The 25,248-nt window shown below is 51.5% G+C and carries 16 protein-coding genes and 1 pseudogene; 7 read left to right on the top strand and 10 right to left on the bottom strand.

Annotation, left to right across the window (positions count from 1 at the left end; all coding sequences use genetic code 11):
- Positions 1-108: 108 nt before the first annotated feature.
- Positions 109-1,398: a Gfo/Idh/MocA family oxidoreductase gene (locus NYE54_RS02610; RefSeq protein ID WP_339269812.1), complete on the top strand. Its 1,290-nt coding sequence runs from the start codon at positions 109-111 to the stop codon at positions 1,396-1,398.
- 69 nt (positions 1,399-1,467) lie between these two features.
- On the opposite strand, the gene NYE54_RS02605 is transcribed toward NYE54_RS02610, so the two are convergent.
- Positions 1,468-2,487, bottom strand: coding sequence for a Gfo/Idh/MocA family oxidoreductase (locus NYE54_RS02605; protein ID WP_339269810.1), 1,020 nt, complete (start codon positions 2,485-2,487; stop codon positions 1,468-1,470).
- A 25-nt stretch (positions 2,488-2,512) separates the two neighbouring features.
- Entirely contained in the window at positions 2,513-3,286 is a 774-nt protein-coding gene (locus tag NYE54_RS02600; protein WP_339269808.1) for a sugar phosphate isomerase/epimerase, read from the bottom strand.
- 139 nt (positions 3,287-3,425) lie between these two features.
- On the opposite strand from NYE54_RS02600, the gene NYE54_RS02595 reads away from it, so the two are divergent.
- Entirely contained in the window at positions 3,426-4,253 is an 828-nt protein-coding gene (locus NYE54_RS02595; protein ID WP_339273371.1) for an AraC family transcriptional regulator, read from the top strand.
- A 148-nt stretch (positions 4,254-4,401) separates the two neighbouring features.
- Positions 4,402-5,710 (top strand): annotated as a pseudogene (locus NYE54_RS02590) (IS3 family transposase).
- Positions 5,711-5,850: 140 nt separating this feature from the next.
- On the opposite strand, the gene NYE54_RS02585 reads toward NYE54_RS02590, so the two are convergent.
- The 7 genes from NYE54_RS02585 to NYE54_RS02555 all read right to left on the bottom strand — a co-directional run bounded on the left by NYE54_RS02585 (position 5,851) and on the right by NYE54_RS02555 (position 15,318).
- Positions 5,851-6,915 carry a trifunctional transcriptional activator/DNA repair protein Ada/methylated-DNA--[protein]-cysteine S-methyltransferase gene (locus NYE54_RS02585; protein ID WP_339269806.1) on the bottom strand — a complete coding sequence of 355 codons (1,065 nt, stop codon included), beginning with the start codon at positions 6,913-6,915 and terminating at the stop codon, positions 5,851-5,853.
- A gap of 307 nt (positions 6,916-7,222) precedes the next feature.
- A complete protein-coding gene (locus NYE54_RS02580) occupies positions 7,223-8,092 on the bottom strand; it encodes a carbohydrate ABC transporter permease (protein ID WP_339269804.1) in 870 nt (289 codons plus the stop codon).
- Positions 8,093-8,110: 18 nt separating this feature from the next.
- Positions 8,111-8,986, bottom strand: a complete 876-nt coding sequence (locus tag NYE54_RS02575) for a sugar ABC transporter permease (protein WP_076322415.1) — start codon at positions 8,984-8,986, stop codon at positions 8,111-8,113.
- Positions 8,987-9,031: 45 nt separating this feature from the next.
- Positions 9,032-10,357: an extracellular solute-binding protein gene (locus NYE54_RS02570; protein WP_339269802.1), complete on the bottom strand. Its 1,326-nt coding sequence runs from the start codon at positions 10,355-10,357 to the stop codon at positions 9,032-9,034.
- A 98-nt stretch (positions 10,358-10,455) separates the two neighbouring features.
- Entirely contained in the window at positions 10,456-12,036 is a 1,581-nt protein-coding gene (locus NYE54_RS02565; protein ID WP_339273369.1) for a helix-turn-helix domain-containing protein, read from the bottom strand.
- A complete protein-coding gene (locus tag NYE54_RS02560; protein WP_339269800.1) occupies positions 12,008-13,828 on the bottom strand; it encodes a sensor histidine kinase in 1,821 nt (606 codons plus the stop codon). The genes NYE54_RS02565 and NYE54_RS02560 overlap by 29 nt, the downstream gene beginning before the upstream one ends.
- A 410-nt stretch (positions 13,829-14,238) precedes the next feature.
- A complete protein-coding gene (locus tag NYE54_RS02555) occupies positions 14,239-15,318 on the bottom strand; it encodes a copper amine oxidase N-terminal domain-containing protein (RefSeq protein WP_339269798.1) in 1,080 nt (359 codons plus the stop codon).
- Positions 15,319-16,240: 922 nt separating this feature from the next.
- On the opposite strand from NYE54_RS02555, the gene vgb(C) reads away from it, so the two are divergent.
- The 3 genes from vgb(C) to NYE54_RS02540 all read left to right on the top strand — a co-directional run bounded on the left by vgb(C) (position 16,241) and on the right by NYE54_RS02540 (position 21,896).
- Positions 16,241-17,131, top strand: a complete 891-nt coding sequence (vgb(C), locus tag NYE54_RS02550) for a streptogramin B lyase Vgb(C) (protein WP_339269796.1) — start codon at positions 16,241-16,243, stop codon at positions 17,129-17,131.
- Between the two features lie 161 nt (positions 17,132-17,292).
- Positions 17,293-18,939, top strand: a complete 1,647-nt coding sequence (locus NYE54_RS02545) for an SWIM zinc finger family protein (RefSeq protein ID WP_339269795.1) — start codon at positions 17,293-17,295, stop codon at positions 18,937-18,939.
- Positions 18,936-21,896: a DEAD/DEAH box helicase gene (locus tag NYE54_RS02540; RefSeq protein WP_339269793.1), complete on the top strand. Its 2,961-nt coding sequence runs from the start codon at positions 18,936-18,938 to the stop codon at positions 21,894-21,896. The genes NYE54_RS02545 and NYE54_RS02540 overlap by 4 nt, the downstream gene beginning before the upstream one ends.
- A 943-nt stretch (positions 21,897-22,839) precedes the next feature.
- On the opposite strand, the gene NYE54_RS02535 is transcribed toward NYE54_RS02540, so the two are convergent.
- Positions 22,840-23,679 (bottom strand): helix-turn-helix transcriptional regulator, encoded by an 840-nt coding sequence (locus NYE54_RS02535; protein WP_339269791.1) that lies wholly within the window; start codon positions 23,677-23,679, stop codon positions 22,840-22,842.
- Positions 23,680-23,814: 135 nt separating this feature from the next.
- On the opposite strand from NYE54_RS02535, the gene fabF reads away from it, so the two are divergent.
- Complete coding sequence (fabF, locus tag NYE54_RS02530) at positions 23,815-25,056, top strand: beta-ketoacyl-ACP synthase II (RefSeq protein ID WP_339269790.1); 1,242 nt, start codon at positions 23,815-23,817, stop codon at positions 25,054-25,056.
- The last annotated feature ends 192 nt before the right edge of the window (positions 25,057-25,248 follow it).

The raw sequence follows: 25,248 nt of genomic DNA, 5'->3' as shown, positions 1-25,248 counted from the left end.
TTGGATTATAGCAAAATAAGCGGTATTTGAAAGCGATTGCGCATAAAATGCGGCGAAAGAAGTGCTTCCTTGTTATAGGCTATAGCTATATTCAGGGAGGCGATAGAGATGAGTGACAAGAAACGCTATGTATTGGTCGGAACCGGCGGCCGAGCCGAATTTTTTTATGGCGCTCTGGCCCAGAATTTCCGTGACAGATCCGAGCTTGCTGCCTTTTGCGATATCAACCAGACTCGCATGAATTACGCGAATCAGCTGCTGCGGGAAAAATATAAATACGCCGAGGTGCCTACATACACCGCGGACCAATTCGACCAGATGATCGAGAACGAGAAGCCCGACTTCGTCATTGTCACGAGCATCGACCGGACCCATCACAAGTACATTATCCGCGCGATGGAGCTTGGATGCGATGTCGTGACCGAGAAGCCAATAACGATCGACGAGGAGAAATGCCAAGCCATCCTGGATGCCGTCAAGCGGACCGGACAAAATATCAGGGTCACCTTTAACTACCGTTACGCTCCCCATCATACCAAGGTACGGGAGCTAATCATGAATGATACCATCGGCCAGGTGACCTCGGTTCACTTCGAATGGCTGCTGAATACCCGCCACGGAGCGGATTACTTCCGGCGTTGGCACCGGGACAAGCGGAACAGCGGCGGACTGCTCGTCCATAAATCCACCCATCACTTCGACTTAGTCAATTTCTGGATCGGCTCGCATCCTGAAACCGTTTTCGCATTTGGAGATCTCATGTACTATGGTAGAGAGAATGCCGAAACACGGGGCGTAACGCAATTTTACAATCGTGCCACCGGCAACCAGGTTGCGAAGGAGGATCCTTTCGCGCTCCATCTGGATTCCGATGCGCATCTCAAAGCCATGTATCTGGATGCTGAGCCGGAAGATGGCTATCAGCGGGACCAGAGCGTTTTCGGCGACGGCATTAATATTGAAGATACGATGGGCGTTCTCGTGCGGTATCAGAACAAAGCCATTTTAACGTATTCACTGGTGGCCTATCAGCCGTGGGAAGGCTATCGCATCGCAATTAACGGCACCAAAGGCCGGATCGAGATGAACATTGTTGAACAATCCTACGTGAATTCGCTGGGCGACAAGAATCAGGAAGGCGCGTTAATCGGAAAAACGCTGCGGGTGCTTCCAATGTTGGATGCCCCTTATGAGGTTCATGTCGAAGAGAAAAAAGGCGGGCATGGTGGAGGCGACCCGGTTCTTCTGAATGATTTGTTCGGAGAGCCCGTGGAAGATCCGTACGCCCGTGCGGCCAACCATATCGATGGAGCGAGATCCATACTGACAGGAATTGCAGCCAACCGCGCCATCGCAACCGGCATGCCTGTCCGAATCAACAATCTGGTTCGTTTTTAAGCTGTACAAGGGTGCTCCACACACAACAGAAAAAGAGCCGTCCGCAGACGGCTCTCCCTGAATATCATATTACAGCTTCACAATTTTACCGGTCTCTTGGGATTCGAATGCACCCAGGATCACGTTCAAGGAACGCAGTCCTTCCTCACCGGAAATGCTTGGAGGCGTATTCGTAAGAATGGATTCGACAAAAGCGTCGATGACGCCGCTCGGAACCTGCTTCTCATTGGTTGCCATGGCGCCGACCTTGTAGGTTTCCACCGTACCGTCGGTCAGCTCAACAACCACTTCATCACCGTTAACGGTACCGATCATCATGGCGCCCTTCTCGCACCATAATACCGTTCCGTTATCGCCGGCTCTGTAATGCGTCCAGCTCGCCATCAGTGTGCCTACGGCCCCGCTCTTCATGCGAACGATGCAAGTCGCGTTGTCGTCCACATCGGTTCCGTCTTTATGAACCGTTCCGATGAAACCCGCCACTTCCGCGATTTCATCGTTCAGCAAATAACGGATAAAGTCGGATTTATGCACGCCGAGGTCACCCATAGCGCCCATAATCGCTTCTTCTTTGCGGAAGAACCAGCTGTCGCGACCATCGAGGCTCCAGCTCTCCGGACCGCCGTGGCCGAAGGAAGTACGGAAGGTAAGCACCTTGCCGAGCTTGCCGGAATCCAGGATTTCCTTCGCTTTCACGTGCGGAGGCATGAGACGCTGGTTGTGGCCTACCATCAGGTAAACCCCATTTTTGCGGGCTGCCTCGATCATTTGCTCTCCTTCTTCAGCCGTTGTTGCCATCGGCTTCTCCACCAGCACATGAAGACCGGCATTCGCAGCCGCGATGCTCATTGGGGCATGCAGATAGTTCGGCGTACATACGCTAACAGCATCGAGCTTCTCGTTCTTCAGCAGTTCTTGATAGTCTGTATAAGCTTTACCGCCATATTGGGCTGCCATTTCTTCGGCGCGTTCCTTTACCGGATCGGCAAAAGCAACCAGCTCCACGTTAGCATTGTTCGCGTATTCAGGAATATGTCTGCGCTGGGCGATTGCGCCGCAGCCAAACACAGCCACTTTAATTTTACTCATTGAAAGTCTCCTTTGTGCTCCTAGATTAAAATTGGTTCAGATAGTTCTGCTTCAGCCAGTTCATACTGTTCTCCACACTTTGCAGCGGCGGATTCTGACATACGTCCTGCTCGACGATCAGCCATTCCGTGCCTGCATCGGATGCAGCCTGAATGACGCCCGGCAGGTTAACCGACCCTTGGCTCAGCTCCAGCGTTTTCATGTTGCCTTCCGCATCCTTGCTGAAGTCTTTCAGGTGAAGCAGCGGAAGACGTCCAGCGTATTTCGGAATGTAGGTGAGCGGATCTTGTCCGGCGAATTGTACCCAGCATACGTCCATCTCCACTTGCACAGCTTCCGGCGTCGTTGCGGAATACATCGCATCAAAGACAAACTGGCCATCGACCTCGGTTTCGAATTCGAATGCATGGTTATGGTATCCAAAGATCAGTCCCTGCTTGCGGGCTTCGGCCCCTACTTCCTCCAGGAAGGAGAAGAGGTTCTTCCAATCCTCGGCATCTTTACGATCTTCTTCGGCCACATATGGACACATCATATATTTAGCGCCAATGGTTTTCAGGTAATCAATTTCCTTCTGCAGATCTGCACGAAGAAGGTGCAGGCCTACGTGACTGCCGATCGCTTTCAGGCCAAGTTCTTGAAGAAGCGTTTTCATTTCCTCGGCTGGAATGTCTCCATACCCTGCGAATTCCACCCCTTCATAACCTAATTCAGCCACTTTGCGAAGCGTACCGCGGAAATCCTGTGCTGTCTCATCGCGCAGCGTATACATTTGCAAACCAATGTTCATTCTTCTCATTATAGCGCACCTCGATTCCAAAAATGAGTTACTGCTCTATCTGCTACTATCATACATGCAAATAGGCTAAAATGAACATAAACAATATTGCTGCAACATGAACTATCTGCTTATATTTTTACTGGGGGTTGTTACCATGATGGAAGCAAGGTTGCTCATCTGCGACTATTCCTATCACTTTCAGCAGTTCAGCAACAGCCATCGGGGTGGCTTGACGACCTATCTGTTCCGTCTCCAAACCGAAGGCTCCTGCGAAATCTACTGCAACGGCATCGAGCACCACGTGCAGGCAGGCGACCTGCTGCTGCTGAAGCCCGGCGATGAATACGAGCTGCGGGTGAAGGAAGACGGCGAGGATGGCCGCGTGTCCAGCGGGGATTATTTTATATTTTGCGATGGCTCCTGGATTGATGATTGGTGGAACCGCATCCCCCGCCCTGTCGTCAGCCATGTCGGGCTCGACGATCATTTGCTGGGCCTGTGGAGACAGATGCTGCTGGAGAAGCGGCGCGGACTTGAGGGGGAAATCGGGGAGCTGACCGACTACCTGCTGCGGAGTCTCTGCCTCTGCCTGGACCGGGCCATTACCGAGATCAAGCCGACCGATCGTCTTGCCTTTACCGCCCTGCGGCTGAAGCGATTCGTAGAGGAACATGCCACCATCACCTTCAAGCTGGAGGAGGCTGCTTCCCATGTGGGACTCAGTTTATCCCGTGCCGTTAAACTGTTTAAGGAGTATTATGGGAAAACCATGATCCAGTACGCCCTGGAGATTAGGTTGAATGCAGCCGTCGAGCGCATGAAATACAGCACCATGACGCTGGAGGAAATCGCGGAAACCTGCGGCTTTGCTAGCTATTCCTATTTTCACCGGGTATTCCGGGCCAACTACGGCGTGTCCCCGGTCAAGTTCCGGGCAACGGCAACGGTACCAGCCAGGCCGGAACAAGCAAAAGGCCCCCGCTGAATTTTTTCTTCTATATAATGAGGTAATAAAAAAGCAGCCCATGCTCATCCTTTGAACTGTGACCCATAAGAAGGACACTTTAAAAAAGTGACCCTCTTGTGGGTCACTTGTGTTTTAATCAAGGTATAAGATGAGGGGCGAGATGAAGATGGGAAAATTGAAACGAGCAGTTTTTACAATAGAGCAGATGAGAAAATTGGAGAGAAACCCCAATGTGCAGCACGTAACTGAATCTGCCATTACGTATACATCTGAGTTCAAACGTGCGGCGCTGCGAGCCTACAAGGAGGGGCAAACACCTTCAGAAATCTTCATTCGGGCTGGGTTCGACCTAGACGACATTGGTCATAAGAAGCCCAAACATAGCCTGAAGCGTTGGCGTGACACCTTCGACTTGTACGGTGAAGAAGGACTTGCCATAGAACGACGAGGTAAGGGAAGTGTAGGGCGAAAACCACTTGGCGAGCTATCGGCGGAGGACGAATTAAAACGAGCAAAAGCTAAGATTAAATTGCTTGAAGCGCAGGTGGACTTGCTAAAAAAGCTCGAAGCGCTCGAAAGGCAGAAGAAACACTAAAGCCCTCCGAGCGTTACGAGCTCATTTATCGCACGATTCGTGCATATGGAATGAAGCGTATGACTCGTTATTTGTGTAGGCTCGTCACTGTAAGTCCAAGCGGTTATTACAGATGGATTGCAGCCGAGGAGAAGCGTCAGGTTCGTATGGCAGCGGACGAGCAGGACATTCTCCTCATCAAGCAGCACTTTGAGGCCCTTAATGGTAAGGCAGGCGCACTCGTGATTAAGATGCGACTTGAGCAAATAAGTGGTGTTGTCATGAATCACAAGAAGATCCGCCGTCTTATGCGCAAAGCTGGCTTGGTCGCAACGATCCGTCAAGCGAATCCATACCGTAGGATGGCAAAAGCTACACATGAACACAAGACCTGTCCGAATCTGCTTCAGCGGCAGTTTGACCAAGGAGAGCCTGAGAAAGTGTTTCTAACTGATATTACCTATCTGCGATATGGAAACGGACAATGGGCCTATCTTTCCTGCATCAAGGATGGAGCTACTAGGCAAATCCTCGCCGAGTGCGTTGGGGCCACGCTTGAACTCTCACTAGTCGAACGGACACTTCAACGTCTACTAGCGCGACTAGATGGTAACATGCATCCAGAAGCCATATTGCACTCCACCCTAAAACACAGTTGTTCATTGCCAGGAACGGCATGAAGCAATCCATGTCACGCCGTGGGAACTGCTGGGATAACGCCCCCATGGAATCATTCTTCGGTCATATGAAAGATGAGGTTGATTTTACGGATTGTGAATCCATTCATGAAGTCAGGACGCGTGTTGCTGATTACATAAGTTACTACAATGCTGAGCGATACCAATGGACATTAAAAAAGATGACCCCTGACGAATTCAGAGGCCATCTGCTTGCTAGTTAAGTTCAGGCTGTTTTTTATAAATCCTCCACAATTGGGGTCACAGTTCACCTTAAAGGCAGGAGCTTGGCTGCTTTGCGTATTCATAACTCGATATATTTTCCAGAACTCTAATTTCTTTCCTTGCTCGTATTGGAAGACAGCTATTCATGTATGGTTGCAGCACTCATCGATTTCTCATGATGCAGCAGCCACTGCTTGCGCGACAATCCTCCGCCATATCCGCCCAATTCGCCGCTCGTATTGATCACCCGATGGCATGGAATGACAATCGCGAGCTGGTTTGCCCCATTCGCTTGGGCGACGGCGCGGTAAGCGGTAGGTCTTCCCATCGTCGCGGCGATCTCGCCATACGAAGACGTTTGACCAGGTGGAATCCGTAATAATTGGTCCCAGACCTCTTTTTGAAATGCCGATCCTAACAGAAACAAGGGGGTTTTAAATTCCGTTAATTCCCCGTCAAAATACGCACCCAATTCTTGCTCAATCGAACGGATAGGAGAAGTGTAACCCGGAATGATCGCCGACTTGGTTCTCAGCCTAAGGCGTTCAACCTCACGCTCCAGGCCCCGGCGGTCCACGAATTCGAGCAAATACAGCGCCTCCTCATCCGCGATGGCCATCATCGGTCCAAGGCGCGTGTCGAGCCACGATGCTTTTAAGATCTTGTTATTCCCCGATCGAGTAGGCGCTGCGCCCATAATGCGCGAAAAAGCATCCCTAAAGCCACTGCTGGACTCGTAGCCGGTCGACAGCTGCGCATCGATGACGGCATGCCCCTCCCGGATTTGCTTCAGGGCAAGTCCCATCCGCCGTGCCCGTGCATATTCGACGAAGGTCATCCCGAACCGCTTCTTGAATTGGCGTCTCGCCGTCGAAGCATCCACGGACAGCTTCTGAAAATCCTGGTTGGTCCACCTTTTCTCCGGATTTTCTTCCACCGCCTCAACGAGCAGCCGGACCAGGTCGGACACCTGATTGGGGTGTGATAGCGGACGGCATCGTTTACAGGGCCTGAAGGAAGCAAGCAGCGCTTCTTGAGCCGTCTCGTAAAATTCGCAATTTTCCATTTTTGGTTTTCGGGCCGGACATGTCGGGCGGCAGAACACCCCCGTGGTCTTCACGCCCACATAAAAAACGCCCTCGTACTCCGATTTCTTTTCCACTAATGCCTGATAATACTCCTGTTGATTCGCAGCCGATATCACTTGTGGTTCCTCCCTCGATCTCATATACGTACACTGTGGCTATCGCTTGCAAGCCATCATCTCATGCTCTCTTTGTCCTTGTCTTCCTATTATATTGGATATGCCGGCATAGCGTAGCCGAAAATCGTGCATGAATATTTTCGAGGGAGAAGCGAAAACTTTGCCAACTTCAGTACTTAAACAAACCGCACTACGGAATTAGACCAACCTAATAATCCTAGTTGACCTAATAATACGAAAAACCCCTTCCTTTGAACCGGAAGAGGCCTTTCTTTTAAGAATATTGAATTTCCTTAAGACCAAAGATTTAACCTTTGATGGACCCTGCCACCATACCCTTCATGATCTGCTCCTGCAAGATCAGGTAGGCCACAATCGTTGGAATGACTGCGATCGCCATCGCTCCCATCGTCAAGCTGTAATCCGTGCCGAAGCCGTCCGAGAACAAGGACAGACTTAGCGGCAGCGTCTTCAGCGCTTGCGTATTGATAAATACGAGTGCGAAGGAGAAGTCATTCCAGAATCGAAGGAATGCCAGAATCGATATCGTTGCCACGATCGGCGTACAGAGCGGAAGAATCATTCTGCCGAAGATTCCCCACCAGCCGCTGCCATCAATCATGGCCGCTTCTTCAATCTCTCTTGGAATGGATGACATGTAAGCCATCGCCAAGAAGATCGCGATTGGCAGCTCAAATGCCGTATAAGGCAGAATGAGCGCACCGTACGTGTCGAGCAGGCCGATATTTTTCATCATAATAAATAGGGGCACCAGCGTACTGTGAATCGGAATCAGCAGCCCGGTCGTAAACAACACGACCACCAGCTTTTTGAACCGAAACTCGAATCTGGACAATACATATGCCGCAAGTACACTGAGCAGGATGGTCAGAACGACAGCTGTAATCGTCACAACCGTTGAATTCAGCATCGCTCTGCCCATATTTCCAAGCTCCCATGCCCGGAATAAATTCTCGGTCATCCACTCCTTCGGCAAGCCGTAAGGGTTGGTGAAGAAATCCTGATTCGATTTAAACGCGCTCGTAAAAAGCCAGTACAAGGGATAGAGCGTAAGAATCGCATACACAATCAGCAGCAATTTTACGAACCCGGTTAACCCCTTCGTGATGACGCGTTTCCCTGAGGCGTTTCCGGTCCCGGTCGTCTGTAAATTCACATCGCTCCCTCCTTCATGTTAACTTGACTTTCTGCGCGTTGCGAAATAGTTAAGCGCGATAAGAATGGCGCTGACAATCATAATCATCGTGGAGACGGCGGAGCCGTAACCGTAACGGTACACGCTGAACGTGCTGTTGTACATATAAGTGGCTAGCAGCTCGGTCGATTGCGCCGGTCCGCCACCCGTCATGACGATGACATGGTCAAAAGCTTTCAGGCTTCCCGAGATGCATAGCACAATGGTTACGACAACCGTGCTCCAGATCATCGGCAGCGTGATTTGCATCAGCTTGTTCCAGCCGGTGGACCCATCGATTTTGGCCGCATCATGGATCTCCGGTGAAATATTTTGCAGTGCTGCGATAAAGATGACCAGATAAGGGCCGATGTTCGCCCAGTTAATCGGGATTGATATCGCCAGCATGTTGACTTTTGGATCGGACAGCCAGGCACGGGTCCATGACTCCAGACCGAGCATTTCCAGCACATAGTTGGCGATTCCGAACTGAGGATGATAAATATAACCCCAGATGAGACCGACAACAACCGTGGAGAGAACCATCGGCATGAATACGGCAGACCGAATGAACCTGGAGAAGAACGAATTCTTGAACAATACAATAGCCAGAATCAACGCGATTGGAACCTGACCGATAATGGATGATACGACCAGAATCAGGTTGTTTCGAAGCGCCCGCCAGAAGATCGGATCCTTGAACATCTCTTTATAATTATCAAGACCGATAAATGTGGCGTCTCCGAACCCTTTCCAACTGAAAAATCCGTAGTAAGCTGACCAGAAGACCGGAATAATGACAAATATCAGAAACAACAGAAGCGCAGGAAGAAGAGCTATGGCTATAAATCCTTTGCTTCTCATCGCTGTAGGCATGGCAGCCTCCTCCCTCCTAATCCTTGTGCAGTGATGAACGGTTTCTTATGGAGTAGCGGATCTGGCTTGCGCATCCTGTAGCTTCTGGGCCACACCTTCGACGGGGCCGCCCATCATAATTTCCTGCAGACCGTTGTTGATGACTTCAGCCGCTTCTGCAGACAGATAAGCATCGTATACCGGCGTAATGCTTGTGGATTTCACCAGGTTAAAGGCTTTGTAGTACAAGGAAGTAACTTTGGCCTGATCGATTTCGGTATCGTACATTACCATGGAGTTGCTCTCGGCAATCGCTTTTTGCGCTTCTGGTCCGCTGACCGCATAAATCAGTTCCAGCGCCAATTCTTTCGCTTTCCCTTCCGTTCTGCTGCTAAGGGCCAGACCGCCGCCAGCTCCGCCGGAGATGGTGTTAGCCTCACCTTTACCGCCCGGGATCGAAGGCAATGTCGTCACTTCAATATCCTTCATTTGCTCCTCCGAAGAAGAAGCCGCCAGGTTCGTGAGTGTCCATGCACCGCTGATCATCATCGCTGCATTTCCTTGGATGAAATACTGCTCGGCTTGCGTGTTGTCGATGCTGTTCGCGCCTTCCTGGAAGGCTTTGTTATCTACCAGCTCTTTGAAATATCCAAGCGCTTCGATAAACTCAGGATCGGTAAATTTCGCGCCATCCTGTGCTGCCGCTTTCTTGAACCATTCGGTGCCTGTCACACGGTCGGCAATCGATCCGATAATGGTGGATTGCGCAACCCATGGCGCTTTGTTTCCGAGTGCGATCGGCGTAATGCCGTTATCATTGAATGTTTTAACCGCCGCCATCATTTCTTCCCAAGTCGTTGGAACTTTTACGTTATGTTTGTCAAACAATGCTTTGTTGTAGTAGAGAATCGAAGTTGCGGACATGCCTAGTGGAGCAGAGTAGATCTGGCCGTCCTCGAACTCGTATGGATCAAACGCTCCCGGCAGGAATTTATCCTTCCAATCCGAATGCGCATCGAGCACCTCTGTAATCGGCTGAAGCAGTTTCGCCTGATGAAGTTCAGCTGACTGACTTCCTGCATATACGAAGAATACATCCGGCATTTCATTCGCAGCCGCAACCGTACTCAGACGTTGACGGTAACCGTCCGGTGGAATCGCTTGTGCATCGAGCGTAACTTCAGGATGGTCCTGAGCAAACTGATCGATAAAGCTTCGGACTGATTTTGCACGCAGGTCATCACCGGCAAAGTTATGCCAGATTGTCAGCTTGACCTTCTCTTGATTACTCTCATTTCCTCCCGCCTGCTCTTTGCTTTGCCCGCCTCCGCAAGCTGCAAGGACCAGTGACATCATCAGCAGAACAAGACCTATTTTACGTTTTGGTCTCATGGTCAATCCCCCTTTTTAATATACGAAAATGATGAAGCGTCTTAAGATGATTAGTCCAAGTATATAAAAGGATATAACGCTTACATAGGGGATATAATTCAGTCGATAGAGGGACAAAATTCAGGATTTGCCCGATACTCCGACGGGGTTTGTCCTGTCCATTTCTTGAACAGGCGGTTAAAATACTTAATATCCTCATAGCCGATTTCATTCGCGATTTCACTGATTTTGGCTGGCGTTTCCCGCAGCAGGTGCATCGCTTTTCGCAGTTTCGCCTGGGTCACGAATTCGATATAATTCTGCCCGGTTTCCTTCTTGAACATCTCGCTGAAATAGTTGGGGTTCATATGAACATGCTTGGCCACTTGTTGGAGAGACAAGCTCTGTCCCAGATGCTCATGAATGAAGGAGATCGCTCGCTGGACGGGACTTGTCGTCGACACCATATCACGGTACTCCTTCATGATGAGCCCGAGCGAATCGACCAGCACCTTCTCCGGATCCTTGGTCAACTCGCGGATATCGTACGTCTCTTCCACTTTCACCGGACTGGTATAGCCGATAGACGTTGCAGCCCGTATAAGCCAGCGCTGTGCCGAGACGATCAGGGAATGTAGGTAAGCCTGAACCGAGCCGGGCGTTGCCTGGTCCTGACTTTGGATGCGCCGCAGCAAATCCGTCACCCATGCCTGCAAGTCGGCGGATTCTCCCGAACGCAGCAGGGATGACAGCTTGGTTTCTTCTTCCATCGAACAGACCGTGCGGATGCCTGTACGTCCTTCGATATCTTCATAGCGGATATGCCGTTCCGATTGCAGCAGCCACTCGTAGGAGCTGGCCTCTACCGCGGTAGCCAGCGCAATGTGCAGCTCCCTGGCGTTTGCGACCCGTCGGCCGCTGGCAGCCTTGATGCGGCAGGCGTGCATGGATTCCATTTTCCGCAGAGCGGAATCTACCCGCCCCCAGCCATTACTCGGCTCTGCCCGCACCAACAGAAGCAGGGAGCCGTTCCATTCCAGCCACGCACATTGCAGCACTTCGGCCAACTCCGTGCCGATTAATCGATGCAGCTCGCTAACGTTCGATTGTTCCTCTTCTTCTGGATGCAGCGGATATACCGACAGCATCCAGATCTGCAGCACCGAGCCGTTCGATTCCAAACGCAGCTCCGGGTATCGCTCACACAATTCGGCCTCGGCATGCTCGTCCAGCGGAGTGCCGGAAGCAAGCAGCCTTCTCAGGAAACCCCGGCTGACTACCAACTCCTGCGCCCTTCCCTTCGCTTGTGTAAGCCTTCGCTGTAACAGCCGTTCCCTGGCTTGGACAGCAGCCTCAATAATTTCCCCGGGTCTGCTCGTCTTCAGCAAATAGTCACTTACGCCTTCCCGCATCGCCTGCTGCGCATATGAAAATTCATCATATCCCGATATAACAATGATTTCGATCTCGGGATACTGCTGCTTGACTTCATGTGCCATATCCAGTCCGCTCAAGCCTGTCATGCGAATATCGGTAAAAATAATTTCGGGCATTTCAACAGGAATACGCTGAAGGGCTTCCTCCGCTGAAGCCGCGGGCGTCAGCACCGTAAAGCCGTTATCGGCCCAATTGATCACTGTACTCAGACCATTTCGAATGATCACTTCATCATCAACGATCAGTACCTTCAATGTCGCCATCCCCTTTATTGGATAATTCAGATTGTTGAATTTCAGGTAAATCAGGTATCGTAAACATGACACGTGTTCCGACTCCTTCCGTACTCTCCACACGCAAGCCCGCGTCCTTGCCGTAATGAAGGAGAAGCCGTTTATGGACATTGCGCAGCCCGTAGCTTCCGCGCGGGGTCTGCCCCTTCTCGTACTGCAGCGGATTCTCAACCAGCTGATCCTGAAGCCATTTCAGGCGATCCGTCGTCATTCCGATGCCATCATCCTCCACCACGAAGCGGATCCCTTCAGGCTCGCGGTACCCGCGAATCGTAATCGTCCCCATCCCGTCGCGGCTCAAAATACCGTGCAGCATGGAGTTTTCAACCAACGGCTGCAGCAGCAGCTTTAACATGGTGTGCTGATACAGCTCTTCCTCCACATGAACCTCAAACTTGAACTTTTCCGGATAGCGGATGGTTTGGATATTCACGTAATGACGGACATGCATAATTTCCTGCTGAATCGTGCAATATTCCTGCCCGTTATTGAGACTGAACCTCAGGAAATCGCTGAGCGATCCCACCATCTCGGCGATTTTCACATCCTGGTTCATCAGTGCCAGCCAATGGATGGATGACAGCGTATTGTAGAGGAAATGCGGATTAATCTGCACCTGCAGCGCATGCATATCCGCCTCTTTCTTCAACGACTCGTTCAGCTTCACTTCGTCGGTAAGCTTCACAATCCGGGAGCTGAGCCGGTTGTAACTGATAATGAGCTGCCCGACCTCATCGACCGTCTTAACCGGGAGCGCAGGCAGCGGCTCTTCCGGGCTTGAATTCTTGAGAAACTTCGTTAGCACGGACAGCGGATTCGTAATTTTCTGGATAAGGAAAAGAACCAGTATAATGGCAAGCAGTATAGCCACGGTGACGGCAACCGCCGTCAATTTGATGAAGTATTGGTTCTGGGAACGGTATTCCTGTGAGGGTATGATGCCGACCAGTTTCCAGTTCACGCTGGACATTTTCTTATAGAGAATGGTCTTCTTGTTGCTCCCCTCGCCATAGTCTATATTTCCGCTGAGCCCCTCAAACTCTCCAATCGAAGGATAATAGTCTGCAAGTGTAAGATTGGTCTCCATATCCGGCGGACCGGCGATAATCCGGTTATTCTCATCAAGAAGAAGGACAAACCCGGTCTTCTCCAGGACGGCCTGCCGGAATTGGTTAGCAATGACGCCCTGATCCAGGTTGATCTGCAGATTCCCGATCGGCTTATATTTATCCGTGCTCCGGATCGGTCTGGCCAACGTAATGACTTTCCTAACGCCTTCAAAAGTCCACTGCCGATGCACAAAGGACCACCATTTGGGATGATGCTCGTAATAACCGGGGACCACTTCGGTAATATTCCGGAACTCGGAGCGTACCAAGGATTTGTGCGAGATCGCATCTTTGCTGCCGAGCGGTTCGACAATGATGTTGGCGATATAATCTTTGGAAAAGGCCAGATTCGTCAAAAAATTAATAACCGTCGTCTGCTGGACATAGTTGCTTTGCTCGGTCTTCAGATAGGCTTGAACACCGGTATGCCCGATGAGAAACAGCGAGATGTTCTCCACGTCTTTGACCATCGTATCCAGGTAAGCTTCCAGCTGCCGAAGCGTATTCATTCCTGTAATCTTGGCCTTCTCCTCCGTCAGACTCTTGGCTATGTTAAAAGAGAAAATACCGAGAAACAGCAGCGGCACCAGCGTAGCGATAATAATAAGTAACGACAATTTATGCTTTAGCGATTTCCCAAGCCATTGCTGCATAAAAACACCTCGTTCAAAGCCCTCATGGTATGGACTTGTTATATTACTTAACATTGAATGCGTTTACTTACGAAATCACTCTCTTCCCCTAGCAAAAATGTGTCAGGTTTATTAACTATCTTAGAGGAATCTTAAGACTCAAGTAAATGGTAATAAAGGCCTATGAAAGAGGTTGAATTCTTCCTGCATAGGTTCTATATGCTCCATTCTCTCTGGTTCCTTTTTGGAGAGTATGGAGGGAATAAGTGGGATGGACTGGACATTAAAAAAGCACAAAAAAGGGCGCCGTAGCACCCTTTTGATAAGCGAAGCACATCATTCTATCAAGATTTATGCTTCTAGTCCATGTTCATAACGTCTCATCAGATATGCGTTTATATGTAGATCTAAAGTTCCACATCAATAAACCGTTACTTCCCCCATTCTTCCAGACTACTATATTCAATGCCATCCACCACAAACCGGTTCAACTCTTCTTGAAATCGGTATGTTATTTGGAGATCGCCAGCGAAGCCGGCAGGGCTGATGCTTCCCGCAGCTTCCGTAACAAGCTGGCCTTCCGCTAGTTTGTGTCTGACGACGGCCCCGAAGCCAACCTTATCATTTAGGTAGCTTTTATCCTTGGAATCATCCTCGATCCTTTCGACATACTCCTTCCCGTCGATCCAAAGTTTGATCACAAAGTGGTCTGCATAATTCTCAATGTTGGATTGCACATGGCTCGATACCGCCTGTTCCAATGATTCGATAGGAATTTCCTTCAGAGTCTCGGCATCGACTACATGCATCTCCCCCATGTAAAGACCCGTGCCGGTCCCGTTCACATAGAACACCACAACTTCCGGCTTGCCATCGCCTGTAACATCCTGATATTGAAGGACGGGTTTACGCATACCATCTCCGCCGTTCCAGTCCTTAAAGACCTGTTTCCTTCCTTCGACCTCGACCACCATTCCTTCATATCTGCCGTATTTCGTGGCGCTTACCGGATACAGCTTCACATCCCGGTTCTCCTCAGCCGTCGACACGTCAACTTCCGGTGTATAGATGTAGACCATCCCGGCCTTCGTATCCAAGCTTACCTGTGCACCATACAGCTCCCCCATCCATCGAGCAGGAACCATGACGCGCCCATCCTTTAGTTGAGCGGGAACAGACAAGGTGTAGATCTTCCCCTTTCCCTTGGCTTCCTTGCTCCCCATCTTTAGGGTGACTTGATCGGTGCCTGTGTTGACGGTTACCGTCTTGTTCTTGTTGTTCCAGCGGAGCTGCATAGGCTTCAAATATTCCCTCACCGTGTTCAAAGGGACCAGCGCCGTACCATTCACGATAACGGGTTTAACGTCCGTTGTGACAACATAATGATTGATGTTCAATTCCAAGTCCTTCTTGTGCACAGCCGCAGCCTGAGCCTGTACCATCGAGCTTAACAGCATTGTGGCCGCTATAGCGCCGCTTGCCGCCAGTTTTGTCCATTTCTGGGTTGTCATGTTCTTTAAATCTCCTTAGCTGAAAATATGAATCCTTATAAACTTTAACGCATCGTGACCGGGATTGGTTAGTCCATATCAACAAATAATGAAAATACTTCCTCTGTCGTCCCCTTCCTGCAGAGCCTCCAAGAATTTGCCCCATCTTATGTAAAAACATGAGTACGATCCTTCTGTTATGTTAGAATCGGATATGATTGTTATATTATGGAATATAATGAGTTCAAAATGGTTCTGATGCCGGTGCCAGGAAGGTCCTGTGCGAAAAATGTTGAAGGGAGGTGGGCTGTATGGGTTCCATGTTTAGTATATGGCCTATGTTGATATTAATTATAAACGGACTTTTTAAGCTGCTTGGTTTGTATGCATTGTATCTGCTTATTAAATTTTTGATTCGTGCCATAACAGCTGTCGAGCTTTACATCGATGAGAAAAGAAACCGGCGATTGTGAATGTGAACTTCAGATCATTTAGGATTGAAACTACTGAATCTCCTGTGGTAAAGTCTAGGCAACCAGAAATGAAAGGGTGAACCAAAAGCCGATGATCTACTAATCCTGTCCCAAACATTGGAAAAACACTTCGATATAAGGTTTTTCGGGATAGGATTCGTGCGGCTTTTTTATATGTGACGGGTAGATGCTTGAAGCTTCTTTATTCATGAAGCCGGTATCTTCTTTTGTCCGTATTCAGCCTCCTATTCCGAAATCTCGGAGTGGGAGGCTTTTTATGCAGCATTCGTAAAAGCTATGATCCTGGCATGATCAGGAGCTGCTGGAGATCCGTTGGTGGGACGCTGATATCGAGTTAATTAACCTACTTATGGGTGCGATCATGAGCGGTGACTTGGATATGCTCAGACAAATGAAGAATCCGTCTTTAAGCATTCCTAACAACTTTCTATACAGGGAGGCATGTTTGCATGCAGATCATAACACAGGAGTACAAGACAGCAAATCGGGAGTCGGGACCTTATGGTATTACGACAGGACAAGATGGGACCATATGGTTCACGGAACAAAAAGGAAACCGGATCGGGCGGCTCACCAAGGATGGGGATATGCGCACGTTCGAAGTGCCGACTCCGGATGCCGGGGTCATGTCCATCCTATCTACCCATACCGGTGACCTCTGGTTCACGGAGTACAAAGCGAATAAAATCGGAAGAATGACAGTGGAAGGAACATTTACGGAATTCGAACTGCCTGAAGCCAACTCGTCTCCTTACGGCCTGACGGAAGGTCCGGATGGAGGCATATGGTTCACCGAGCTAACCGGCAACCGAATCGGAAATATAACGCCGGCAGGCGTTATCGCGGAATATGACCTACCATGCAAAGGGGCGTACCCTTCCTATATTACAGCCGGTCCGGACGGCGCGTTGTGGTTTACGGAAAACCAGAACAACTGCATCGGACGGATTACGGTGGACGGAGAGATTACCGAATTCCGCATTCCAACAGAGCAATCCGGCCCGGTCGGCATCACGGCAGGTGCCGATGGCGCCCTTTGGTTTGTTCAAATCAACGGCAATCAAATCGGTCGAATCACAACGGCCGGGGAATTCACTGAATTCAAGCTCCCGTCCGGGAATGCCAGACCCCATGCCATCACGGCGGGGGTTTGCGAAGATCTATGGTTTACCGAATGGGGAGCCAATCAAATCGGACGAATTACCTGTAACGGGGACATTACCGAGTACCCGATCCCTACCCCCTCCGCGGAACCACATGGCATTACCGTGGATTCCGGCGGCGAGGTCTGGTTCGCCGAGGAATGCGATCAGATCGGACGGTTTACGATTCAATATTAGGCTTAGGATGCCAACATATTGCTCCACCCATAAAAAAGCCCGTTCAGCAGCCTGTTGCCGGGCTTTTCCAGTGCAAAGCTGACCCGGCTTGTTTCTTCATCTATGCGAATATGATAGATTAAATGGATACTTAGAATTATTTCTCTTAGGAGAGTCCAATAATGAACCCAAACCAAACGTTAGATGATATACAGTGGCAGACGCTCATTCAACAAACCGCCGGTTACTTCAGCGATTTGACTATTAAACGGGGGTTTCAATATTACAAGCAAGGTCGTGTTCACACAAGCGAGTTGACAGAGGCTTCCGGGATAATTGAGGCTGCCGTTGATGGAACGGAAACTTACCGTATCCAACTCCATCTTCATTCGCTGAGTGACAGCACATGCAGTTGTCCCGTTAATGAAGGCTGCAAGCATATGGTGGCTGTTCTGCTTGACTATGCCCAGCTTCAGGGTCGTTCCATTCACGCCCTAGTTAATGCCCATTCCACCACGTATGCTTCCACCTCTTCGTATGACCGAAGCGAGTCCGGCTTCAGCCCAGCGCAAGAACGGCCGTCTGCCGGAGCATCAAAATGGAGAGTCAAGGCGGACCATTTGCCCGAGCTGCCGATCTCCGCATGGCATGAGCTGTTCGAAGTTTGCACGGCTTCGCTGGGAGCTAATACGCAGAACTCATTTTACGCCAAAAATGCACTGGCCTCCCTCCATCACATCAAACCGCCGATGCCGCCGGAAATGGGATCATTATACGAGTTTCATGCTCATCTCTTTATTCTCGAGAAGCTGGTCAAGCAGCCCGCTAGTGCCTGGAATTCCTCCGGATCCTACATCGGCTATCATACGCAGGTAGCAGCGGATCATATCCTGGCCAGAATCGAGCGCATCTTCCATGAAGGGCTTGAGAGCGGCGAACATGGAGAGGCATTCAAGCAGCGACTGACTGAGACCATTTCGCATGTCCGGCGGAGCATGCTGAGCGAGCCGCGGAACCGCAAATTTTACGCCCAGGTCTATATGCAGCTCTGGATGTACTGGATCTATCCGTTTGCCAAAAAGGACAACAGCTTAATCCAGGCGGAGTTAGAGCAGTTACAGGCAGCCGAAGTCGAATTCGGCAGCACCCTCTCGCGTGCCTCGTGGTATATGGCGCAGGGCTTAATGTCCTTCTACCTCGGACAAGACAAAACGTCTTGGAGCCTGATCAAGGAAGCAGACAAGGTTAGCAGTCTGTCCCCGGCTTCCGTCCTGGGCTTCTTCGACATGCTGCATTCCTGGCAACAATGGGAACGCTTGGCTCACTGGCTCCCGGAGATCGGCCCGCTGCTTGGCAGTCACCGCAACGAGCATCTCAGCAGCTATCAGTTCTATTGGGATGCCGTCATAGAGCACTTGCCCGAGGAGGCTGAACAGATGTGGAGCAGTCTTGCCGACATGCTTCCTTATGCGAAGGACATCTATCAGAATGCCTTGATCACGCACGGCAGATGGCGGGAATGGATCGACTACCAATTAAGCACAGGCCGGGAGCCGCTGGAGCTCCGGGTCAGCGAGCTCGCGCCGATTGAGAAGAATGCGCCCGAGCTGCTGCTGCCTTTTTACCATCAGGCCGTCGAGCGGTACATCCTTCATAAGAACCGAGCCGGCTATAAAGCAGCGGTCAAGCTGCTCAAACGGTTGGCCAAGCTATATAAAAAGCTCAAGCAGCAGGAGCGCTGGGATCTGTTCATTATCTCATTGTCCGTACGAAACAGCCGGCTTCGTGCATTCCAAGAAGAGCTGCGGAGAGGAAAGCTGATATCATGAGCAGACACACAGAAACCATCACGGTCCACATGGCGTTAAGCGAATACGGAGATGCCGTCATATACGGCTCTACCGTCATGCGGGGTTACGTGTCCGGACAATACCTGAAGCACCGTTTATTTGCGTGGCACGAAGCTTCCTTCTACGGAACAGAGCTCACCGTTCAATCCGTTCAGGATATGGAAGTGGTCATCCTACCTTCCGAGCAGGTCATACCGTTTTTTGCGGATGGACGACTGCTCGAGCATATTGAATGGGTATGGGACGAGGATTGTCTTCCCTTCATTGAAATTGCTCCTTCGCTGGCAGCTTGCATTCAGGACAAGCAATACGCGCCCAGCTTGAGTGCCTTCAAATCAGGCAAGCTGCAATGGATTTGGGATCCGGAGGCGTTCACAGCGGAAGAGTTGTCCCGTCTTTCCCTGCTGAGTGCAGACGAGATATGGAATGAGGGCTTACGGGCAGCGTTCTCTGCCGCCGTTCAAGATCAGTGTTACGGCAGGGAAGAGGCGGCGGCTGACCTGCGCAGAGAATACCCTCTTCTCTTCTCGCCGAACCGCACGGCAGCCGAAGGCATGGACGACAAGTCATGGCTGATCGCCATCGGATGGCGGCCGGATACCGCTCCATTCCGACCGCTGCTGCAATTGTTGGAGCCTGACGAAGAAGAAGCCGCATGGCGCCTTCGGCTTGTATTGCAAGACAAGTTAGACGCTGCATCGCTTGCAGCCGTTCGTCTGGCTGAAGACGGGCAGGCATATGGATCATGGCCGGAGACATGGACGGCTCATATCAAGGAGCGATCCTCCGGCTGGCTCCAAGGTTTGCAAGCAGCACTGCCCGCACGTATGCTTCACGCTCCGGCTGAAGACGTGCTCGGTACGCCTCTGTCCGACGAGGCCGCATGGCAGTTCCTGACCGTTGACAGCCAGCGGCTGCTCCAGTCAGGTTGGCTGGTCCTGCTGCCCGCTTGGTGGGAAGCCGCCAGCAAGAAGAAACCCAAACTGCGGGCGAAGGTACGCTCGGGCGAGGGCGAGAACGCCGAGCGAAGCAGCGGCGGTTCCCTGTTCGGTCTGGATGCGCTGGTCAATTTCGATTGGCGGATCGCCATCGGCGAAGCTACTCTTTCCGAGGCGGAATTCGCGGATCTTGTTGCCCGGAACGAACGGCTGGTACGGTTCCGGGGCCAGTGGATTCCGCTGGATCCCGCTCTGGTCGCCCAAATCCGCCAGATGATGGCGGGCGTAGATCGTGAGGAAGGCCTATCGTTCCAGGATATTCTGCACCTGCATCTGCTCGGGAACAACGATGAGTCAGGGCAGACTCAGCAGGATGCTGAGGAAGCGCGGGACCCGGAACGGATCAAGCTTGAGGTGGAGCTGAACGAGCACCTCGTGAAGCTTATCGGCCAGCTTGGCCGACAAAGCGAATGGCCGAACCTTCCTGTCCCGGCTGGGCTGAAGGCCGAGCTGCGGACTTATCAGCATGACGGCTTTGCCTGGCTTGCCTTTTTGCGGCGTTACGGGCTTGGGGCATGCCTTGCCGATGACATGGGTCTTGGCAAAACCGTGCAGTTTATCGCCTACCTGCTGCATGTGAAGGAGACGGCGATGCAGCGGGAAGAGCGACGCCTCCCTTCCCTGCTGATCTGTCCCACCTCGGTGCTGGGCAATTGGCAGAAGGAGCTTGAACGGTTTGCCCCGTCGCTCCAGGTCATGCTTCACTACGGCGGCAAACGAAGCAGCAGCGAGGATTTCTATAAAGAGGCTTACCAAGCCGATATCATCCTTACTTCCTATGCGACGGCCACGCTCGATCAAGAAATGTTAAGAGACATGAAGTGGGAAGCGATCGGCATCGACGAGGCCCAAAATATCAAAAATGCCGACACCAAGCAATCCGCCGCCGTGCGAAGTTTCCCGGCAAGACATCGCGTCGCGCTAACCGGCACACCGATTGAGAACCGGCTGTCCGAACTGTGGTCCATCTATGACTTCATCAATCCCGGATATCTCGGCAGCCTGCGCGCGTTCAATCTCCGGTTCATCCAAGCCATCGAGAAAGACAGGAGCGAACAGCGCACGGCCGATCTGCAGAAGCTGATCAAGCCCTTCATGCTTCGACGCAAGAAGAAGGATCCTGCAATTCAGCTCGACCTGCCGGACAAAAACGAGATGAAGACCTATATCCATCTCACAGCTGAGCAAGGTGCGCTTTACGATCAAACCGTGAACAGCCTGCTGGAACGCATGCAAAAGCTCGAGGGCATCGAGCGCAAAGGGGCCATCCTGGCAGCTCTTACACAATTCAAGCAGCTCTGCGATCATCCGGCTCTGCTTACGAAGGAGCCGCTTCCGGAATTGCTGGGAGGAGGCGGCTTGCTCGACACCGAAGCTGTCGTCAACCGTTCAGCCAAGCTGGAGCGGCTGCTGTCCATGGTGAAGGAGCTGCGGGACGAGGGCGAGCGCTGCCTGATCTTCACCCAGTATATCGGTATGGGTGAGATGATGCGGCAGGTGCTCCATCAAGAGCTTGGGGAGCCCGTGCTGTACTTGAACGGCAGCACGCCCAAGCGGACTCGCGACCGCATGATCGAGCAATTCCAATCCCAGACGCTGCCGCCCGAAGAGCAACCGAATGTCATGATTCTCTCGATCAAGGCCGGCGGCGTTGGTCTGAATCTGACCGCGGCGAATCATGTGTTCCATTTCGACCGCTGGTGGAACCCTGCGGTGGAGAATCAGGCTACCGACCGCGCTTATCGGATGGGACAGACCAAGGATGTCCAGGTGTACAAGTTCATCTCCATGGGGACGCTCGAAGAGCGAATCGATGAGATGCTGGAGAGCAAGCAGCAGCTGAGCGATCAGGTGATCTCAAGCAGCGAGGGCTGGATTACCGAGCTGTCCACCGATGAGCTGAAGGATCTCTTCACGCTGCGGCGCGACTGGGCGTAATCGCCGGATCAAGAAGTACACGGATAGGCGACATTCGATGGATCTGCGGCAATTCTTCCTCATAGATCAGGACCTCAATCTGGACATACGGCCCCAACAGGTGGAGCACAGCGGAATGCCTGTGGAACTCCTAGGCAGCCACCAGGTGTCGCTCTATAACCATATGTTGAATAATAGAATGCCCCGTTATGCGGACGAGGCCACTGAAGAACTTGCGATTTTTCGGAGGCACTGAGCGGACACGGGGCTTTTGTTATTCGGTGAAGTTTCATGTGCTTAGAGAAAGGTAATGTTGTTTAGAAAAATTTCAAATTGTTTACGCACATGAAGCTTGTATGGCTAAAAGATCTAAGGTTCGAACCAGTTGAAGTACTCTCACTTGAGTAATCTGTTTCAACTTGAGGTACTCGCTTTCGAGGGTAATCCAGTTCACTCAAGGTACTCTCGCTTTCGAGGGCAATCCAGTTCAACTTAATGTACTCCCGCTTTCGAGGGTAATACGGTTCAACTTGAGGTACTCTTGCTATACGAGTGTAATAATTGGGTCAGTCTTAAAGTAATTCACTTACGAGGAGAACTCTGATTCAACTGCGCAAGATGGCTGGTACCGGAACGTCGCGCAACCTGCTGGTAGTTAGGTAGGAGGAGAATGATTCTTACCATTAACGGACACAGAATACGTTATTTAGAACAAATTCATCATTTTTAGATACTGAACGGACATGGGATCTGTTATTTGTGCAAAAACAGCATAAAAATGCCGTAAGCGAGCCCAATAACGTACCTAGTGTCCTCTAAGTTTGAAATTATGGCGTTATCTCGCAATATAGTGGAACTGGAGTCCGATACTTCTAGTGCAGCAAGTGTAATCGGCAATCGGGTCCTCTACTTCACGCACAAGCCCCGCCGCTTCCCTCGATTGCGCCACCCAGCCCCCCTCCGCTTACTTCTCCTCCATCAGCTGCCGCAGCTTCGCTTCCGTAGTCGAATCGGGGGCGGGGGTATAGATGCTGCACCGCAGGTCATCATTTCCGTACACTTTGAGCGACGTGAGCTCATATACCATTTTCCCGGCCTTGGCATGCCGGAACTCCAGATGTACTTCCGGGGCGTAGCTGACCTGGCTCTGCTCCCACATCCGATTGAAATCCGGATGCCCCTGCTTCATCTCTTCCAGAAAACGGTCATACCACTCATCCTCGACATATTGACCGTAATAGGACCGGAACATCGACAAGAAGCCGCTGGCGAACTGCTCCCAATTTACCGCCAGCCGTTGAAACTCCCTGCGGGTGAAGAGCAGCCGGATCATGTTCCGCTCCTCGGGCGGAATGCGGTCAAAATCCAGGAACACGTATGCAGCCGCACGGTTCCACCCCACGATGTTGCACATCCGATCCGATATCATGACGGGGCAATATTTTAGCTCAGTGATGATTTTTTGCAGGGACGGACTGATCTGCACCGCTTCTTGTTTGACCGTATAAGGCTCCGCCCCGCTCTCCAGCGCCAGCGAATACAGATATCTGCGCTCATCCGCATTTAGCTGAAGCGCATTGGCGACGCAGTCCAGCACGGACGACGATACCTGGATGTCCCGTCCCTGCTCGAGCCAGGTGTACCAAGTGGTGCTAACACCCGCCAACTGGGCGACCTCTTCCCTGCGCAAGCCTGGTGTTCTCCGTCTAGTCCCGGGCGGAAGTCCGACCGACTCGGGTGAGATTTTGGCACGCTGCCCTTTCAAGAATGCCGACAACGCTTGCAGCCTAACCTGGGAATTCATTGTACAAGCCCCCTTCACTCATTAAGGATAGCAGTATTTATACTAGGATAAACGGTATCTTGTAATAGGATACTACACGTGACATTATAACCTTAAGATTGACAAGTTATAAAGTCTTAAGGAGGCTGTTGATCCATGGAAAGAGTTGTTATCACCGGTATGGGCGTCATATCGCCGCTGGGCCATGATGTTGAGACGTTCTGGTCCCGGCTTGTTCGGGGAGAGTCCGGTATTACACATATAGAAAATTTGGACACATCAAGACAAAAGGTACAAATAGCAGGCGTCGTGAAGGAGTTTGACGCAAACGCGCTGTTTGGCGTTAAGGAAGCCCGGCGGTTGGACCGCTTCTGCCAGTTTGCGCTGGCTGCGGCGGATCAAGCGATAAGCCAGTCGGGACTCGATCTTGATCAGATCGATCATGAGCGCATGGGGGTCTACGTCGGCTCCGGCATCGGCGGCATCCAAACCCTGATGAATCAGAGCGGCACGCTGTCGTCGCGGGGTCCCGAGCGGGTCAGTCCTACACTGGTTCCCATGATGATTCCCAATATGGCGGCCGCGCTCATCAGCATTAAATACAAGGCGCTGGGCTCCACGCTGGCACCGGTTACGGCATGTTCGATCGGCAATACGGCGATCGGCGAGGCTTTCTTTAACATCCAAGCCGGCCGGTCCGACATCATCATCGTGGGAGGATCCGAAGCCGCATTGACCGACATCTCGCTAGCCAGCTTCGCGAATGCAACCGCCCTTTCCTCCCGTAACGATGAACCGGGCCGGGCCAGCCGGCCGTTCGATACAGACCGGGATGGATTCGTCATGGCGGAAGGTGCCGGCATCCTCGTTCTGGAATCCCTCTCCCATGCCTTACGCAGAGGCGCTGAAATTCTGGGCGAGGTCATCGGATACGGCGCCAGCTCGGATGCCTATCATATGGTCGCCACACCGGAAGACGGCAACGGCGCGGCACGGGCGATGAAGCTGGCCCTGACCGAGGCGAACCTCTCTCCAGCCGACGTGGATATCATCAGCGCCCATGCCACAAGCACGGTCATCGGTGACCTTTCGGAGACAGCGGCCATTAAGCAAGTGTTTGGCGAGGAGGCGTATCGCATTCCGGTAACGGCCAACAAGTCGATGACCGGACATATGCTGGGCGCATCCGGCGGCGTGGAGGCCATTGCACTCGTGAAATCTCTGCAAGAAGGCATCATACCGCCGACGATCAATCTGGAGCATCCCGATCCAGCATGCGATTTGGATTATGTACCGAACCAGGCGAGAAACGCCGAGCTCCGGATTGGCATGTCGAATTCCTTTGGCTTCGGCGGACATAATTCGGCGATTGTTATCCAGAAATATGAGCATGAATAACCATGAGTTCCAGACCCCAGTGAAAACTGGGGTCTTTTTCTTGTTGCGATTCTGGAAGAATGGGCTGAATAATGAGACAGAAACACTTTTTAAATTTTTTTTTCGCAGAATCAAACTTTTTGCAAGACTCGCACGTCTTGCTTCCGTAAGTCAATTGCAATTGATGGTTACCCGCGCGGGCCCAAAGGAGTG

Origin of the sequence: Paenibacillus sp. FSL K6-1330, assembly GCF_037976825.1 — a bacterium.
Lineage (GTDB): Bacteria > Bacillota > Bacilli > Paenibacillales > Paenibacillaceae > Paenibacillus_AQ.
This window is presented reverse-complemented; position numbering and strand designations above follow the sequence as displayed.

Excerpts from the sequence above, each read along its gene's own strand:
- fabF (WP_339269790.1), top strand. The coding sequence starts at position 23,815 with ATGGAAAGAGTTGTTATCACCGGTATGGGCGTCATATCGCCGCTGGGC.
- NYE54_RS02600 (WP_339269808.1), bottom strand. The coding sequence starts at position 3,286 with ATGAGAAGAATGAACATTGGTTTGCAAATGTATACGCTGCGCGATGAG.
- NYE54_RS02570 (WP_339269802.1), bottom strand. The coding sequence starts at position 10,357 with ATGAGACCAAAACGTAAAATAGGTCTTGTTCTGCTGATGATGTCACTG.
- NYE54_RS02560 (WP_339269800.1), bottom strand. The coding sequence starts at position 13,828 with ATGCAGCAATGGCTTGGGAAATCGCTAAAGCATAAATTGTCGTTACTT.
- NYE54_RS02565 (WP_339273369.1), bottom strand. The coding sequence starts at position 12,036 with ATGGCGACATTGAAGGTACTGATCGTTGATGATGAAGTGATCATTCGA.
- NYE54_RS02535 (WP_339269791.1), bottom strand. The coding sequence starts at position 23,679 with ATGAATTCCCAGGTTAGGCTGCAAGCGTTGTCGGCATTCTTGAAAGGG.
- NYE54_RS02540 (WP_339269793.1), top strand. The coding sequence starts at position 18,936 with ATGAGCAGACACACAGAAACCATCACGGTCCACATGGCGTTAAGCGAA.
- NYE54_RS02575 (WP_076322415.1), bottom strand. The coding sequence starts at position 8,986 with ATGCCTACAGCGATGAGAAGCAAAGGATTTATAGCCATAGCTCTTCTT.
- NYE54_RS02545 (WP_339269795.1), top strand. The coding sequence starts at position 17,293 with ATGAACCCAAACCAAACGTTAGATGATATACAGTGGCAGACGCTCATT.
- NYE54_RS02610 (WP_339269812.1), top strand. The coding sequence starts at position 109 with ATGAGTGACAAGAAACGCTATGTATTGGTCGGAACCGGCGGCCGAGCC.
- NYE54_RS02605 (WP_339269810.1), bottom strand. The coding sequence starts at position 2,487 with ATGAGTAAAATTAAAGTGGCTGTGTTTGGCTGCGGCGCAATCGCCCAG.
- NYE54_RS02555 (WP_339269798.1), bottom strand. The coding sequence starts at position 15,318 with ATGACAACCCAGAAATGGACAAAACTGGCGGCAAGCGGCGCTATAGCG.
- NYE54_RS02595 (WP_339273371.1), top strand. The coding sequence starts at position 3,426 with ATGGAAGCAAGGTTGCTCATCTGCGACTATTCCTATCACTTTCAGCAG.